Annotated in this window: 12 protein-coding genes; 4 read left to right on the top strand and 8 right to left on the bottom strand. The window is 43.7% G+C overall.

What is annotated here, in order from left to right:
* Nucleotides 1-3 precede the first annotated feature (3 nt).
* The gene (locus SPHMEL_RS02545; protein WP_042667201.1) at nt 4-969 is read right to left on the bottom strand and encodes an ABC transporter ATP-binding protein; all 966 of its coding nucleotides are present in this window, start codon (nt 967-969) and stop codon (nt 4-6) included.
* A gap of 87 nt (nt 970-1,056) precedes the next feature.
* On the opposite strand from SPHMEL_RS02545, the gene SPHMEL_RS02540 reads away from it, so the two are divergent.
* The gene (locus SPHMEL_RS02540) at nt 1,057-2,109 is read left to right on the top strand and encodes a radical SAM protein (RefSeq protein ID WP_042667199.1); all 1,053 of its coding nucleotides are present in this window, start codon (nt 1,057-1,059) and stop codon (nt 2,107-2,109) included.
* A 121-nt stretch (nt 2,110-2,230) separates the two neighbouring features.
* Here the strand turns inward: SPHMEL_RS02540 and SPHMEL_RS02535 are convergent, their stop codons facing one another.
* The 3 genes from SPHMEL_RS02535 to SPHMEL_RS02525 all read right to left on the bottom strand — a co-directional run bounded on the left by SPHMEL_RS02535 (nt 2,231) and on the right by SPHMEL_RS02525 (nt 8,385).
* Complete coding sequence (locus tag SPHMEL_RS02535) at nt 2,231-4,162, bottom strand: ABC transporter permease (RefSeq protein WP_042667197.1); 1,932 nt, start codon at nt 4,160-4,162, stop codon at nt 2,231-2,233.
* Nucleotides 4,163-4,174: 12 nt separating this feature from the next.
* Nucleotides 4,175-5,281 (bottom strand): ABC transporter permease, encoded by a 1,107-nt coding sequence (locus SPHMEL_RS02530; RefSeq protein ID WP_042667196.1) that lies wholly within the window; start codon nt 5,279-5,281, stop codon nt 4,175-4,177.
* A 212-nt stretch (nt 5,282-5,493) separates the two neighbouring features.
* Nucleotides 5,494-8,385, bottom strand: a complete 2,892-nt coding sequence (locus SPHMEL_RS02525; protein ID WP_420865882.1) for an ABC transporter substrate-binding protein — start codon at nt 8,383-8,385, stop codon at nt 5,494-5,496.
* Here SPHMEL_RS02525 and SPHMEL_RS07665 point away from each other — a divergent pair.
* Entirely contained in the window at nt 8,318-8,467 is a 150-nt protein-coding gene (locus tag SPHMEL_RS07665) for a hypothetical protein (RefSeq protein ID WP_420865876.1), read from the top strand. The two genes, SPHMEL_RS02525 and SPHMEL_RS07665, sit on opposite strands and share 68 nt — an antisense overlap.
* Before the next feature lie 71 nt (nt 8,468-8,538).
* Nucleotides 8,539-9,057, top strand: a complete 519-nt coding sequence (locus tag SPHMEL_RS02520; protein ID WP_232216726.1) for a hypothetical protein — start codon at nt 8,539-8,541, stop codon at nt 9,055-9,057.
* A gap of 61 nt (nt 9,058-9,118) precedes the next feature.
* Here the strand turns inward: SPHMEL_RS02520 and SPHMEL_RS02515 are convergent, their stop codons facing one another.
* Both SPHMEL_RS02515 and SPHMEL_RS02510 read right to left on the bottom strand, forming a co-directional pair.
* Nucleotides 9,119-9,349: a hypothetical protein gene (locus tag SPHMEL_RS02515; protein WP_042667192.1), complete on the bottom strand. Its 231-nt coding sequence runs from the start codon at nt 9,347-9,349 to the stop codon at nt 9,119-9,121.
* A 551-nt stretch (nt 9,350-9,900) separates the two neighbouring features.
* Nucleotides 9,901-10,137, bottom strand: coding sequence for a hypothetical protein (locus SPHMEL_RS02510; protein WP_042667190.1), 237 nt, complete (start codon nt 10,135-10,137; stop codon nt 9,901-9,903).
* 421 nt (nt 10,138-10,558) lie between these two features.
* Here SPHMEL_RS02510 and SPHMEL_RS02505 point away from each other — a divergent pair, with 421 nt between their 5' ends.
* Complete coding sequence (locus SPHMEL_RS02505) at nt 10,559-13,486, top strand: beta-galactosidase (protein ID WP_042667189.1); 2,928 nt, start codon at nt 10,559-10,561, stop codon at nt 13,484-13,486.
* Here SPHMEL_RS02505 and SPHMEL_RS02500 read toward each other — a convergent pair.
* On the bottom strand, nt 13,483-14,337 hold the full coding sequence (locus SPHMEL_RS02500) for an ABC transporter permease subunit (RefSeq protein ID WP_042667187.1): 855 nt from the start codon (nt 14,335-14,337) through the stop codon (nt 13,483-13,485). The genes SPHMEL_RS02505 and SPHMEL_RS02500 overlap by 4 nt on opposite strands.
* Before the next feature lies 1 nt (nt 14,338).
* The gene (locus SPHMEL_RS02495) at nt 14,339-15,772 is read right to left on the bottom strand and encodes a carbohydrate ABC transporter permease (RefSeq protein WP_042667186.1); all 1,434 of its coding nucleotides are present in this window, start codon (nt 15,770-15,772) and stop codon (nt 14,339-14,341) included.
* Nucleotides 15,773-15,775 lie beyond the last annotated feature (3 nt).

Here is a 15,775-nt window from a genome sequence, read left to right as displayed (position 1 = left end):
CAATCACCCCTTAGCGTATAGCCAGCACTTGACGTAGTGGCCTGGCTCAACCTCGACCAACGGGGGTTTCTCACTGCATTTATTAAATGCCTTGGGGCATCTGGGCATAAACCTGCATCCGGGTGGTGGATTAGCTAGGTCAGGGGGAAACCCGGGTATCCAGGTTAGATCCCTTAATTCGCCGTGTAGCCTAGGTATGCTTCCAAGTAATCCAATCGTGTATGGGTGCATTGGCCTATTGTATATAACTTCGCTCGGGCCATACTCTATTATTTCACCGCCATACATTATAGCTATTTTATCGGCTATCTCAGCGATCAAGCTTAGGTCGTGGGATATAAGTATTATTGATAAGCCTAGCTCCTTCTTCAGCCTCTTCAATAAATTCATGATCTGTGCCTGAACTACTACATCGAGTGCCGTAGTAGGCTCATCAGCTATGACTATTGGTGGGTTAAGAGCGAGCGCCATTGCTATTACCACACGCTGCTTCATGCCTCCGCTTAGCTCATGAGGATAGCTCTTCAACCTCTTCGGATCTATGCCGACCATTTGAAGCATTTTAGCAGCTGTTTCAAGTGCCTCCTTCTTAGAGTAGCCCTGGTGAAGCATTAGTACCTCAGCTATTTGATCACCAACTGTGTAAACAGGGTTCAACGCATTCATTGCTCCCTGGAACACCATTGAAATACCTTTCCACCTAACCTCTCTCCTGAACTCCTCCTCGCTCATCTCTAAAACATTTTTTCCCTTGAAAATAATTTGCCCTCCAGTTATCTTACCTGGTGGAGGGACTAAACGTATCAATGAGTATGCAAGCGTGCTCTTACCGCAGCCGGACTCCCCAGCTATACCCAGGCTCTCCCCTTTATTCAATGTAAACGATACATCGTCAACGGCCCTCACCATACCTCTTGCTGTATAGAAATATGTTTTCAAGTTCCTTACATCAAGTATTGGCTCACTCAATAATTCAACACCCGCCTTTGGTCTATATTAGTGAATAATAGGGTAGGTTTAAATATTTTAGAGGGAGTATAACTGGGGTTAAAGGGGTTGCTGGAGGTTATTGGGAGGTTCCCGGGTAATAGGATAATATATAGGGTACCCGGGTCTATGCCGGCATATGGGTACATAGCCTTCGGAGTAATAGATAGGGGCACAAACGTGCTTCAGGCAAGACCGACGACTATATGCCCCCAGAATTGTGTTTTCTGTAGTGTCGATGCTGGGATACATTCACTTAACCGCTGGGCTGAATATATAGTGGACCCCGAACTTATAGTGAATGGTGTGAGAAAAGCCACTAGTGTGAAGGGTGAAGGGGTAGAAGTCCTACTAGACTCTATGGGGGATGTATTAACATATCCATGGCTCACCGAGCTAGTCAGCGAGTTGAAGAAGGTGCCAGGTGTCTCAAGTGTGGCCATTGAAACCCATGGATTACTCTTAAACAAGTATATCATAGATAAATTAGATGAGGCGGGTTTAGATAGAGTAAATCTTAGCATAGATGTAGTAGACAACGAGAAAGCTCATCTAATATATGGTACAAGATACTATGATGTCAGGAGAGTAATGGAACTTGCGGAATACATTGTCAGAGAGACAAATATAGACCTCCATGTAACACCGCTATGGTTACCAGGCTTAAATGATGAAGACGTAGTATCCATTATCAAATGGGCAATTAAAATAGGTGCTGGCAAACGCTGGCCACCTGTAACCATCCAGAAGTATATAAGGCATAAGAGGGGGAGAAAACCCAGGGGGGTAAGGGAAGTATCCTGGGATAGGTTCTGGAAATGGCTTAGCAAGGTAGAGGAGGAGACAGGTATAAGACTCCATTGGTCAATGAGTGAATGGGGCATGTATTACGCAAGAAGAATCCGGCCACCAGTGAGGAAGGGTGGGAAAATAATTGCCGAAGTAGCTGGTAGAGGCTTATTCAGAGGCGAGTATATAGGTGTAATTGGAGGCAAAGACTATCTTGTAACTATAATACCTAAAGGAAAAAACCTGAAGCCTACAGAAAAGGTTCTAGTAGAGATAGTGGAAGACCAGGATGGATTATTAATAGGGAGGATGCTTGATACTCTACCAAGCTAATTCAGGCCAGCTAAGAGGGGCTTTAAAAGAATACCTGTTTAGATCGTGACAAAACCTCTTCAACCAGGATGTAGATTAATCCTTACATATATGGCGGGAGGGGGATTAAAAAACAATGTAACTATAGAGTCCTTAAGCGTGGCTCAACTATTTTTTCAACTGCTAACCCGAGTAGCACGAATGTTAGTGATGTCAGAGAGAGTAATAGTCCGGGCGGCAGTATCCACCACCATGCAGCATATCCAACTGGTCCAGCCGCCCTCGCCTCGGCTAGCACAGCACCCCATGTAGGCCATCCATGCCTGAGTCCTAGTACACTCAGCCCGGCTTCCGTTAGTATCGCGCTTGGGACATTATATACTAGGGTTGCAACAGCATACATCATTACCTGGGGAAATATATGGTAGAATATTATACGCGTATTAGATGCACCCATAGCCTTGGCAGCCTCGATATATGGTTCCTCCTTTATGCTGAGCGTCATTGAGCGTACAACTATTGCTAGACCAGCCCAGCTGAATATTATCAGTATTGCAACATATAGCATTATTATGTAGAAGGATTTCTGTGTGCCGGGTGGAAGCACTTTCATTGCGGCTGTACCAATAATTATCATTAATGGGAGGAATGGTATGTTATTCAATATATCTATTATTCTCTGGATAACCTCATCAATCCATCCACCATAGTATCCACTTATAATACCAGCTATAACGCCTATGAGCGTTGAAGATACCGATGCTATTAATCCTATTAGTAAGGCTATTGGGAAACCATAGTATAGTAGCGTGGCTAAGTCAGCACCATTATTTATAGTGCCAAGTGTTCCCTTTACTGAGCCTTTCACAGCGAATTTCACACAGCTTATTAGCGACTGCGGGTTAGACGGATATGTTCTGACACCTGGATAAGTAATATTTACTTCGAACCTATATGCTCCCGTTAATATCTCGAACTCAGGGCTTATACCAATGAATGAAACAGTGACCTTTAGTGAGTCAAGATATTTGTCTATTCTGCTCTTCGCATCATTTATATTAGTTACAACTACCGAGGGGTAGTTTTCACTCATAGCTAACTTATATGCGTTATTTAGGAGCGTTGAAACGTTTTGAAGTGTCTCATAGAGATCACTGAATGTTATTTTATCCAGGTTGTTTATAAGGAATGTAACATTAGATATGGCGTTATTGATGAGCGGTAATATGTTGGCTGGATCGTTACTGATGGAGCCTTGGATGTTCTTTAGCAAGTTGTTTATTTCCTCAAGTACTGGTCTTTGTTCACTTCTCAACACGGTTACCCAGTTCTCCACGTTAACTGGTTTCTGGAAGATCGAGAGAGCTGTTGAAGGCTGCGATATCTTTGAAACTACTCTATCACGTAGCAACGAGCTTGATATTGCCTGTATCATGTAGTTTTCTCCGATTATATTGGGAGGTACTGTGATATTATATTTCACAAATATTTCCGATACAAGATCATCCATCTTTATTTTCTTCGGGTCTGTCTTGTAAATTGATGTAACATCAGCGTTAGTGTTATTTATAAATATGTTCTCCTGCCATAAAACACTTGTAATACCGTCCGGGCGCTCAACACTTATAGTTATTATCGGGGTAATGTTATCATAGGATTTTATACCGTAGACTGCGAAATAATAGTCCTGTGGAAATACTGGGTCGGTTAAAGTATATTCAAACCTATATGTTAATGTAAGTATGCCTGTTGATGGATCCCATTGAGGCGTGACATCGGGCTTCGATTTCTCCTCAACTATGCTTGGGGCTACTTTTGCACCAAAGTATTTCACCCATTCTGGTGGTACTATGACAGGGTTATCCTCCCAGAATGATGCGCTCTGCCATGAGTCCAGGAAGCCAGGAGGCATTGTTAATGCAGCTGACACAGAGACAGCTATTAGGATTGATAATAGTAATAATGCTATCTTACCTGTTGTCATACCCCATATTTCCTTTAGAACACCCTTTAAGGGATTCACTACTCTGAGAACTAATTTGTCTTTAAATGTCAACTCCCTTGTGGCCGCCATCGTGATCTCACCCTACCTCACACGAACCCTGGGATCTACTAATACGTATAATATTTCAAGTATAAACCTTGCTATCAAGTAGACTCCTACATATATTACGAATAATGCTACAATAGTTTCAGCATCGCCAGTTGTTATCGCTGCATAATATAGTGTTCCCATTCCAGGCCAGTCGAATACGGATTCGGTGATAATCATACCGCCAAGGGTACCGGCCAACGCTAGTATCACATTAGTCAATATTGGTGCTAGTGAGGGCCTCATCACGTATTTCCTTGTAATATCTCTCTCGGGCAACCCCTTTGCTTTCGCTACCATTACGTAGTCTTCCCTAACTATCCTTAAAACCATTGCCCTAATACCATATAGCCATCCACCAAGCGAGATAACCGTGAATACTGTAAGCGGCGGCGTTATATACCATAGTATAGTTACAAAGTTCTGAGCAGGGTTAGACCAGAAGTTGTTAAGCGGTGTGGTAACTCCTCTTAGACTCGTAGGGAACCATCCAAGCTGGTATCCGAACACCCTTATAAACAACATTGCAAGCCACCATAGTGGTATAGCACTAGTAAGAGCTGCGTAAGCCACCACTACCCTATCCAAGAAGGTACCGTGTCTATATGCTATTCTAGGACCAACCAGTAACGCTATTGCGATTACTATTAATTCGCCAACAGTGACAACTATTATTGTCCTAGGTAGAACTACCGATATTATGTAAGTGATGCTTGCAGGGGGCATAGTGGGAACAACCATTGCAACGAGATCCTCTTTTGTCTTACCGAAGTTAAATGTTAAAGCATTAAATGCGAGCTTCCACATTCTCACGTATGAAGGGACCGGATTACCATTTTCATCTATCAGCCCATACTGCTTCATATACTCTATGGTTCTGTTTTGACGATACTCTTGGATGTATGCTGGATCTACTTGGCCCTGACGTGCTTTCACCAATGCATCTACATCTGCCCTCACAAGTTCATTGATTACTGCCTGGTATATCTGGGTTGCATAACCTGATAGCTCCAGTATAGCAGCTATTATTATAATTATCGCAACATAGGAAACCAGTAAAACAACTCCACGCCTAGCTATATAGTAGCCGGCTCCCGGCATTCAACCACCATTAATCCTGATAAATCCCAGAGGCTTATAAATACATTACATACCAAACATATCTCACCAGTCATGTGGTTCTATGCCATTATATTATCTCTATTACTGAAGCCAGCTAGGAATCGGAAAAGCAATGCTAGGAGCGATACCAGGGGCCGTATTAATCAAAGCCGGCTATAAAAATTGAATAAGGGTGGAAGGGGGTGAAAAAACTAAGCCTTAGGTTTTCTTACCAGGGCTATGATTGATAAGACTATTGCAACCAGTGTTAACACTATGTTAACCACTATGTATGTCTGTAAGCTACTCACGGTGGCCTGTGTATCATTAAGTTTCTCGCTTAGAGCTGTAACATCCGATCTAATCTGCTGTATTTGTGAGGAAACCTGTGAAGTTATTGTCGAAGCCGTGGTCTGCGATAACCTATTCATGTTGTCCATTGCTGTGCCAATTAACGAGACGTACTGGTCTATCAATACCCCGGTAACACCGCTGATGGCGGTTGCCAACTGGTCTCTTAGTGATTCAAGATCCACGGCCCTCTCTTGTTTCAGCTGTGATAATATGATATTCACTTGTTCTAACGCTGACGCCTTTACATTAGCCAATACATCACTTATAGACTGCGTTGAGAGAGCCTCGGAGAGCGTTGCTGTATTCACGACCTGACGTGTTATCCCGGGTATGGCTACCTCCTCTGATAAACCAACGAGTATTACTGTGTATGTGCTTCCATATGCCAGTGTCTTAGTGAAGTTTGAGTCAAGTACAACCCTGAACGTATCTTCACTTACCTTTAATCCATCTCCACTAGTTATTATTATTCCTCTGGGATCCCTGATCATGTATTTCAGTGAGAATGGTGGGATACCGGATAGTTTCACAGTAATGTTAGCTGTTTGACCTGGCAGTATCTTACCCTGTATTGGAGACTCTATTGATACTGATACTATTGAAGTAGCGACTGGTTGTCCAAAATACCAGTCTCCCTTCTTAAACGGGTATGTTGGATCCCTGAACGCCGTGAGCTCTAATACCTGGTTCTGTGTATCTAACTTTGTCAGCATGAATGGACCATAGCTTATCCATGCAAGATTATAGGTGTTGATCCAGTTTAAGTCAGCGTCTATTCTAGCATTCCACTCGTTCATATTGAGTGTGCCCATAGCATACTTGTTCACCTTGTTTAACACAGCCTGGTTGTTCTTGTATGACTGCAGCGTTGCCTTTACTTTTGCAACGTGGTTAGGCCATACCAGGCTGAACCATTCATAATTCTTCTTCTGGTATAGTACGTAATTTGTTTCGTTCCTCCTGTCAAGAGCTAGCTCAAAGGTTACAGCGTGTATTTCAACCGGATTTACAGGGCTGAAGGAGGCCCATGATGCAATATAGTTTTCATCGAAGTGCCAGTAGTCAACGTACACAGTAACCCTCTTATTGTTGAAGTCGAACTCGAATCCTTTTATCGTGTTTGCCCAAGGCTTCGAAGATGAGGATATCCTGGTCTCTAGGCTACTGTATGTTGGGTCATACACAATGTCGAACATGTATGCCAGGAAACCTATTACATCGGCCCAGCTTATGGTTATCCCATTATGGAATTTAGCACCTATTAGCTTACTGAAGTCGAAGATCACCTTGCTTGTTGCTTGCGTACCATTGGGTACGGGTACCCATTGCTTCTTTGATGCATCCCATATCACAGCATTAGAAGACACATTCAACTTGCCTGAGGGCCCAGCTGTAACTACCACGTAAGGCGCCCTAAACGCCAGTGGCCCACCGTTGAATGGGTGATTCCATACCGAGGGATCGTAGGTGGCCCTCTCAAAGTCGACACTGTATACATCGGAGAATCCACCCCAGATATTCCATGCACTCGAGGATGTCCATACCCATAAGTGAGCCAGGTTTAATGTATTGCGCCCCTCGACATACATTTCACGCAGGTTCCATATGCCTCTTAAACCAGCACCAAGATCCAGCGTGATCCCTTTAACCTCGCTTCTCATAGGCCAGGTATCTAACCTGGTTACAACCCATATTCTAACAGAGTCCTGTATGCATAGCTCGGCTGCCTTCCTGTACAGCTCGTTCCTCTCCTCCTTGTTAGTGTAATTGGCCTGGTATATTCTCAAAGTGAGTTCATCAACTATATCATTCTTATAGTTCCAGTATCCTGCTTCACCCCACCCAGGCATGTAGCCATACCATGGGGCACAGAACTGTGAGATTGATCCATAATCATAGCGGTCTATACCGCCCTTACCCCATCCAGCAGTGTATATTTGCCATTGGAATTCAATTGGGTCGGTGCCATAGATTATGTCTATTGCCTGAGCGAATGGCATCTCCATCTCGTTGACCTCAAAGCCCAGCTTCTTGAGCTCCGATGAGAATGTGTAACCTATGTCTCTCCTCTCATCCTCCTGCCTAATAATGAATTTTATTGTTATGGGTTGACCCTCGTAAGTCCATTTTCCACCGATCTTCACAGCACCTACCTTGGTTAACACATTCGTGACTACTTGGTCGACATATGATGGGTTATAAGTGAACTCGTATTTGGCAATAATATCCGCTATTGTAGCATAATCTGGGTCATACTGACTCAGGAATGTGTACATGGGGACAGCGAATCCCTTCATTATCGTGCTAGCCACGGTGACCCTATCTATTAAGTAGTTCATGGCGAACCTGATCTCTTTAAATGCGAATGGGTTAACGCCTTTGCCGGGGTATGCTCCAACCTCTACAACTGTTTTATCTCCCTGAGTATACAGGTTAGTTATCGCGGCTGCCGGAATACCTAGCTTAGAGGCAGCCTCACTTATTGAAAGAGCTCCCTCCAAAGTGAAAACAGCCACTGGGGCAGGATTCAATGTTAACTCTATTAGGCCTGCTGGAGCCGAGTACAGAGTTACACCGGATACACCTTGTAACTGGGCAGCCTGTGCTGGCCTTAAGCTGTAGAGATATCCATCTATTTTACCACTGGATATGGCGTCTGGTACTTCCTCAATGGTTTTCCTCGTGACCACTATTTTATCTGACGCAGGGCCTGGCTGCGTAGCTTGGGCTGATGTTATTTGTGTGGGTATAACTAGTATTGAGACTAATACTATTGTTAATAATAGTAATGGAATATATTTACTCAATACTTCTCACCCATATAATTATTAAGGATTACATGAGTAGGTATATAAATCTTAGCCCGCTATAAACAAGTGGGCTTCGAGAGGGGTTTGACCGGGTTGTCCACGAGGTTATTGATGCTGATTGGTTTATCTATGCTGATCGCATCAATCTTGCTGTCGATGGCATCAATGCTAACCTATTACAATGTAATCCATTATTCAACAATATATAATTTAACCACCATAGAAATACCCCTTACATCAATCCTGGATAACACTGACCCAGGGAACCTGGTAAACATCACCTTAGCGGTTGAGAACATAGATACTCATATAGCAGAGATAACCATATTCAACAGGTTAATAGAGTATAGTGAATACGTTAAGCCAGGTGAAGTAGCGGTCTTCACACTGGATAATTTATTCTACAATATAATAGCCTCCGAGGATACCCAAGTATCAATCAATATGACGTGTATAAGGGAGGAGAAACCATTTCTATTACTCTCACTGCTCTCTCTAGTCACGTTCACCATAGGCACTGTTGTCTCAGTGTTCTATGTGTACTTGAAGACACTTGAGAAAATGAGGCCTCAACAAAAACCATTCATGCATCCATGGAGAGATATAAATTGAGCACCCGTATCCAGGTAAAAATAATCTGGTAGTCGACGATATCGGTTTAAAAACAGTTATCTTATAAACCCTTTTTACCGTTCTCAGACTTCAGGTCCTGGTATACTCTGTAAGCCAGTAATGCCAAGACCCCGCCCTCAACTATTGCGAAGACGCGATTACCGAGGACTAATGCGTAGATAAGGAGAAGGGCTGTGCCTATACCATTAAGGATGTGTAGCCAGAGCCAGTTACGGATTATAAACGATGTAAACACGAACAACATACCCAGGTATCCAATCAGCTCACTCATGCTCCCACCCCGGAAAATCAATACCAAGTAATGAACAGGGTTTTTAAACCTTCTACCAAGTGCATGTGGGAATAACATGGTTTAAGTAACAGTGCCTTGATGAGAGAATAAGGATGAGTAAGATTGATAATAATGAATCGAAGTTACAATATCTTGCCGCTGTATTCCTAAACCCTTGGTTAGAAACCAAGGGTTTAGGAATACAGCCTCTTTAGATTTTAGAAGATTAGGTAGAGATCGAGGGGAAAAGTAATTCACATAGAAGCAACTCTACTTGTTTGCTTACACCATTTACAACCGAAAGCCCCGCCGTTTATGGCTGGGATGAAGGTTTACAAGCTCTGTATTCTCTATCTTTTTTGGTGGTGAGTGTAGAAGTGGTGGGTATGAGGGGTTGTCCCGACTGCCCCGCAGGTGAAAGATGTAAACCGAATAGATGGAGGGAACCAATGAACCCCCTAAAGGGAACCCCAACCCTTTAGAGCGGGGAGGAGGTCAGGACATCTAAAATACCTTACAGTATAAGTCCTGACTCGATAGGTATTCCTCCATCAAGACGTGGATACCAGGTAACATCTCTGCCATCGGTAATAGATGCTCGTGGTGAACTCATTAATTATTGTATTGATGTCTTTTCCTATTTCTTCCTTGCTGAATTCAAGTGAGGGTGGCCTATTAGTCCCTTTCCTGGCTACCACTACTATGTAGGTTGGGTTTTCATTGAGCTCTAGAGTCTTAAGAAGTGGGAAAGCGATCCTGGTATCTCTACTCGTGATCTTCGTGGCCAATTCCTTACTCGGCTACTTCATCGCTATCATGCTTCTAAAGGATACCAGGAAAACATGTCCGCCACATGGAGAAAACAAGGTAGCTTTGAACCAATGATTTTATGCCTCTCGGTATGTTGTTTCTGCTTCCATATAGGTTCACTATTGAAGAATGCAATCGCATGCATAAACCTATTCCTTAATTCAAGATGTAGGGTGCCCGCGAACACCCCTAAGCCAAATGCAAGCCCAAGCAGGATACAGGGGGAACAAGGATGAAGTGATGAAACCAATTTAAATAAACCTATATGAGACCTGAACCCCAGTAAGCACCACCCACATCTTGAAGAAGACCGGTGGTTGTTATTATTCCTGTAGCTAATGGAACCTTAGAAAACACATTTATTTTCCCCGAGGAATTCATAGTTCTGGGCGAGTAATTATGACCCTACTCTGTGGTGAAATACATTATTTTAGGGTTCCAAAGCATCTCTGGAGAGATAGGCTCCTAAAGTTGAAGCGGGCTGGGGGAAACTGCGTATCCACTTATATACCGTGGAATTGGCATGACCCGCGGGAAAAAGTTGTGAATTTCACCGATGGAACGAGTCAGTGGCATGTAGCGAGCTACTATAGTAGAGATTTGGCTTCATTTCTCGAGTTGGCTGGAGAACTCGGTTTAAGAGTCATAGCGAGGCCCGGTCCCTACATATGTTCTGAATGGGATAGTGGCGGTCATCCAAACTGGATCTATACTAAAGCGATGAGGCTACGCTCGCTGGACCCCGGGTACTTTAAGCATGTGGTGGAATGGTATAATAGTGTCCTCAACATTCTCAAACCATACGTTGAGAGAGAGATTGTAATTGGTATCCAGGTTGAGAACGAGTATTTCTGGGGTAATGAGAAGTATATTGAGAAGCTAGCGGAGATCGTGGAGGAGAAGCTACCCGGTGTACTTGTGTTCACTAATGAAGACCCGTATTTAACGAGGATACCGAACACAATAGACCTATACCCTTCTCCCTGGGATATGAGGCAATTCGATGATAGGCTACGGAGCTACTTGTCATCGCAACCCGGGTTATTCAAGATGATCATGGAGCTCGAGGGAGGCTGGTTTAAGTCGTCTAGGTATGGATACTATCCAACAAATAGGCTGAGTATTCCACCTGAGTGGACGGAGATATTGTTGAAAACCGCTGTTGGGATGGGCCTTAATAATATAAATATATATATGTTTCACGGAGGATCGAATCCAGGCTACTACACCGCTAAGTACCTGGCTTCATCATATGATTTTGAAGCATGTATTAGAGAGTGGGGAGAGCTCTCGGAGAGATATTATAGAGTGAAGAGGGTGTTTACCTTCCTCAATGGGTTCCAGGAATTGGTGACTAGTTTAAAGCCAGGTGAAACCGTGAAAACCGCGTCTACTTGTAGTGAATTATTACAGCGTGTAGGTGATCACGGGAAAATAGCAGTACTGAGAAATACCGGTGACAACCTATGCTACCAGAGGCTTATAAACAGGGGCGAAATAATACCCATGTGGACGCCTATACGTGTGCCACCGCGGTACGCTAAAATAGTTCTACTAGACCTCGTCGTAGAAGGGACGCCTTTCAAACTCGTGTACACGAGTGGAGAGGCATTATTAATGAAAAGACTAGGAGACACCGTGGTCATGATTATTTACGGAGACCACGGTGAATACACTGAGACAGCTGTAGAAGTAGAGGGCGGAGTACTCGATGTAGATATACAGGGAGACGTGTTGATCCGTAGAGAGGGTGAGAGAGCATACCTGGTGGTTAACCATACACACGGTGAACACTTAGCCATTGTGAAGTCAACGAGGGGGCAAAACCTACTATTAATCTTCACATGTAGGTGTAGAGCTGAGAAAACATGGATTGTAGATGAAGACCTCGTACTCATATCCAACATCTATTACATAGGTGACTCAAGGATAGATGAGGGCAAGGTGGTAATTAACGCTGAACTCGACGAAGACAGCTGTGGAAGATTGCTAGTAGTTACTTCACGTGAAATAGAGGCGATCAGTCTTGAAGACCTAGACCTAGATTTAACAAGGCTCTCCAAGTATGTCTATGCCACACATATTCCATTAAGTATGTGTCGGAGCGGGAAAAACACCTACCACCCCTTAGAATACAGGCTTCTAGAAGACCCTGTATTCCACACGTTAACTAGTATTAATCCTTCGAGCCCGCTGGAAAAGAACGGCTTCTATGAAAACGGTATCTACGTGTACAGGCTAAGGCTTCACCTTGATAAGAAGCAACTAGGGGATCTATTAGACAAGCATCTCGCGCTGATCGGTTTCAGCGACTATGCTGTTGTATCCATCAATAACGAATATGCTGGATCAGGCTACCACTACATAGAGATGTCTGCAGACTCCCTTAGGGAAGGCGTGAACGAAGTAACAGTTATACTGGAGTCCACGGGTCACCCTAATGATGGCTTATTATATGTTCCAAACGGCATATATGGTGGAGTCTACCTTGGTAGAGTAGGCGAGATCAGGCTCTACAAGTGGAGAAAAACAGGGTTCGAGATACCATATGGGCCAGGCTTCGACCTCGCGGAATTCATCGCCAACCCGGAACCAGTGATTAAGGCCCTACAAGAACAGAGGAGTAGTACAGGGGAAACATACAGCGTCGACTCCCCAGGCCTTTATATAACAGAGTTCAAAGTAGATGATTTATCCAGGCACTATGTGTTGGATCCAGGCCTAGAATTCTACTACAACCATTACTATAGAATCCTCTTATTCGTGAACAAAGTATACGTCGGCCCCCTCATAGGCCCTATCGATATAACAAGGTATCTCAAACCCGGGGTAAACGAGGTAGCATTACTCGTTGAATGGGGCGTGGTAAACCCAGTCATAGGGGTCTACCAATACAAGGTGGATGGTGAATGGTTTATACAAGAAGGCCTCCATGGATTAATTGAGGAATGGTTTAGAAGAAGCCCACGCGGCGAGACAGCTGAACCCCCTATATTACTTGGGGATAAAGCAGGACGTGTTATATGGGTCAACACTGTGATTCCATATGAGAAGGAGCCAACGAGCTCCTCACCAGTGAAACTGGAAGTGGATTTCTGGGGATGTAGAATACTGGTGTTTGTAAACGGGGAATTCATAGGTAGGATTAGCGATGACTCTCCAGAAAGGGAGCTATACGTTCCAGAGACAGCTGTGAGAAGGGGTTTAAACAATATTACACTACTTGCTATAGTTACATCAAGGAGCTCTGGTATAAGGGGGCTGCGTCTGAAAGAAACATACGTGCATGAGAGAAAAGAAATTGTTTTTAAACTAGGCTTAACCTAGCCCTTCATTCCAAGCCTGTATGCTTCCCCAATATACTTCTGCGATAGCGTGAACAAGATTGCCATCGGTATAGCGTATAGCAGAGCGGCTGCAGCGAATTCACCCGGTCTCATCATCCCGGCTTGACCGGCAACCGCTTTAGAGTATATGTAACGTCCAAGAGTGTCGAGCCCCAGAATATTTGCTATAATGAACTCTCCCCACGCACTCATGAATGCAAATATTGTTATAATGATGAATGCTGCCTTGGATGCTGGGAGCACTACTCTGAATATTATGGTAAACCAGTCGGCCCCATCAATGAATGATGCTTCATCTAATTCCTTTGGCAATTGGTCGAAGTAGCTCTTAATAAGCCATGTCTGGAATGGCGTTAGGCCTGAGACGTAGACTAGTGGCAATACCCAGATCTGGATTATGTTTATACCATACGCAGTCAGTCTCAAGAAGAATATATACATTGCTAATACAGCTATGATTCCAAGCCCTCCCCCGGCCTGGCTTACGATGAGGTAGTAGTATAACAGCGTGTTTTTACCTTGAAACTCGAATCTCGAGAACGCGTACCCAGATGGTATGATGACGAGGATCGCTAGGATTACGGTGATTGATGCAACTATTAATGAGTTTCTTAACGCCGTATGGAACTCGGGGTCCTGAAGCGTCTTAATAAAGTTATCGAATGTGACCCCATAGCTTAGTAGTTGCTGGAAACTAGAGACTATTATCGTTGGCTTCCCTATCAGTGCCTGTGCCACTATGTATATTAGTGGATAAGCGATGGCGACGGCTATAAAGACCCCTATAATTGTAAGGGTTATTTTAAGTATAGTTAGAGAGACTGAAACCATACTACTTACCACCTTTCCCCATTAGTAGTTTAAGCCATAGAGTTACATAAACCAGTATTATTGCCAGGATAACAAGGTAGACTGAGGCAGCATATCCGTATTCCTGGTCAATTATGACCCTATAATATCCGAACACTATCAGCATCTCATTCATATACCCTGCTGTGCAACCGACAAACGGTGCACAAATGTATCCAGTGGGACCTGCACCATTAAGCGTCAGCGGTACAAGGAATGCCTGTAACGAGGCACCCGTCGTCGAGATCGATGCCACCAGCACGGGCTTCTTGATCAATGGAAATATCACTTTCCTTAGTCTTGTAAAGGCATTAGCACCATCAATATATGATGCCTCTATGACTTCTTTCGGTACTCCTCCAAGAGCACCTTGTGTTATAGTCATTATGAATGGGTAAGCAAGCCACGTCTCAAATAGGTTGTACACTAGGAATGCATCCCACTCCCTGTTATTCATGTTAAGCCCGAGTAATTGGCCTAGTTGACCATTAGGTATAAACAGGAACTTCCATGTGAGTGCTGAGAGTAGAAATGGCATTGCCCATGGAACAATAATGAGGGCTCTCATTATTCTCCTGCCTCTGAGGAGCTCCGAGGAATAAAATAAGGCGAGTAGAACGCCGAATCCAACCTTGAGCGGCACACTAGTAGCAACAAAGAGCATTGTCTTATATAGTGAGTTATAGAATCTCGGGTCATAGAATAGCTTCTTGAAGTTCTCCAACCCTATGAACTTCAACTGTAGTGAATCCAGTTCATTCTGGGCACTCGCTATGAATTCATTCATATATCCCTCGTAATCCGTCTCAAGACGCTTAAAGTAGTTTACCAGCTCAATGGTTATATTGTATCCGGTGACAACCTCATTATAGTAGGTCTTATTATCATATGCACCCGGGTTTTGAAGCCTTCCACTCAACGTACTTAATGCATCAAATTTCTCAAGCATTTCTTTAGAGATCGGTGATATACTTGTGGGGTAACCTAGCTCGGTGCAGTTGAAGTACATCTTGAACTCTTCTGACACCCTCATTAATGTCCTAACAGATCGATCTAACCCTCTTAAGTAGCTTAGAGGCGTATTCAAGAAGTCTCCACCGGCCTCGATATAGTTTTTTATCCCTGTCAAGTTGCCATATACATCCATTAGGCTACTTACTGTGGAATTCACTAGGCCGGAGGCTTTCTCCTTGTACTCCGGCTTGTCTCTAAGGTTAATAGCACACCGGGTCGCGTTCTCCCAGTTGCCTATGGCTTCTGGACTAGGCGATATATTCTTCTGAGTAGCATCTGTAAATGCTATTCCTATGGAGAATATCATTGGCCATGTATTAAAAAATAAATACAAGATCAATGCCGGCATTACCAAGATAAGCGCGATGCGTGTGGGAAAAAGGATTTTCCTCTTAGAGCTCATCCC

The sequence above is a fragment of the Desulfurococcus amylolyticus Z-533 genome, assembly GCF_000513855.1.
GTDB classification, from domain to species: domain Archaea; phylum Thermoproteota; class Thermoprotei_A; order Sulfolobales; family Desulfurococcaceae; genus Desulfurococcus; species Desulfurococcus amylolyticus.
Note: the sequence above shows the minus strand (reverse complement) of the source record. Positions and strands in the feature narration are given on the sequence as shown.

Excerpts from the sequence above, each read along its gene's own strand:
- SPHMEL_RS02500 (WP_042667187.1), bottom strand. The coding sequence starts at position 14,337 with ATGGTTTCAGTCTCTCTAACTATACTTAAAATAACCCTTACAATTATA.
- SPHMEL_RS02530 (WP_042667196.1), bottom strand. The coding sequence starts at position 5,281 with ATGCCGGGAGCCGGCTACTATATAGCTAGGCGTGGAGTTGTTTTACTG.
- SPHMEL_RS02505 (WP_042667189.1), top strand. The coding sequence starts at position 10,559 with ATGACCCTACTCTGTGGTGAAATACATTATTTTAGGGTTCCAAAGCAT.
- SPHMEL_RS02535 (WP_042667197.1), bottom strand. The coding sequence starts at position 4,162 with ATGGCGGCCACAAGGGAGTTGACATTTAAAGACAAATTAGTTCTCAGA.
- SPHMEL_RS02515 (WP_042667192.1), bottom strand. The coding sequence starts at position 9,349 with ATGAGTGAGCTGATTGGATACCTGGGTATGTTGTTCGTGTTTACATCG.
- SPHMEL_RS02495 (WP_042667186.1), bottom strand. The coding sequence starts at position 15,772 with ATGAGCTCTAAGAGGAAAATCCTTTTTCCCACACGCATCGCGCTTATC.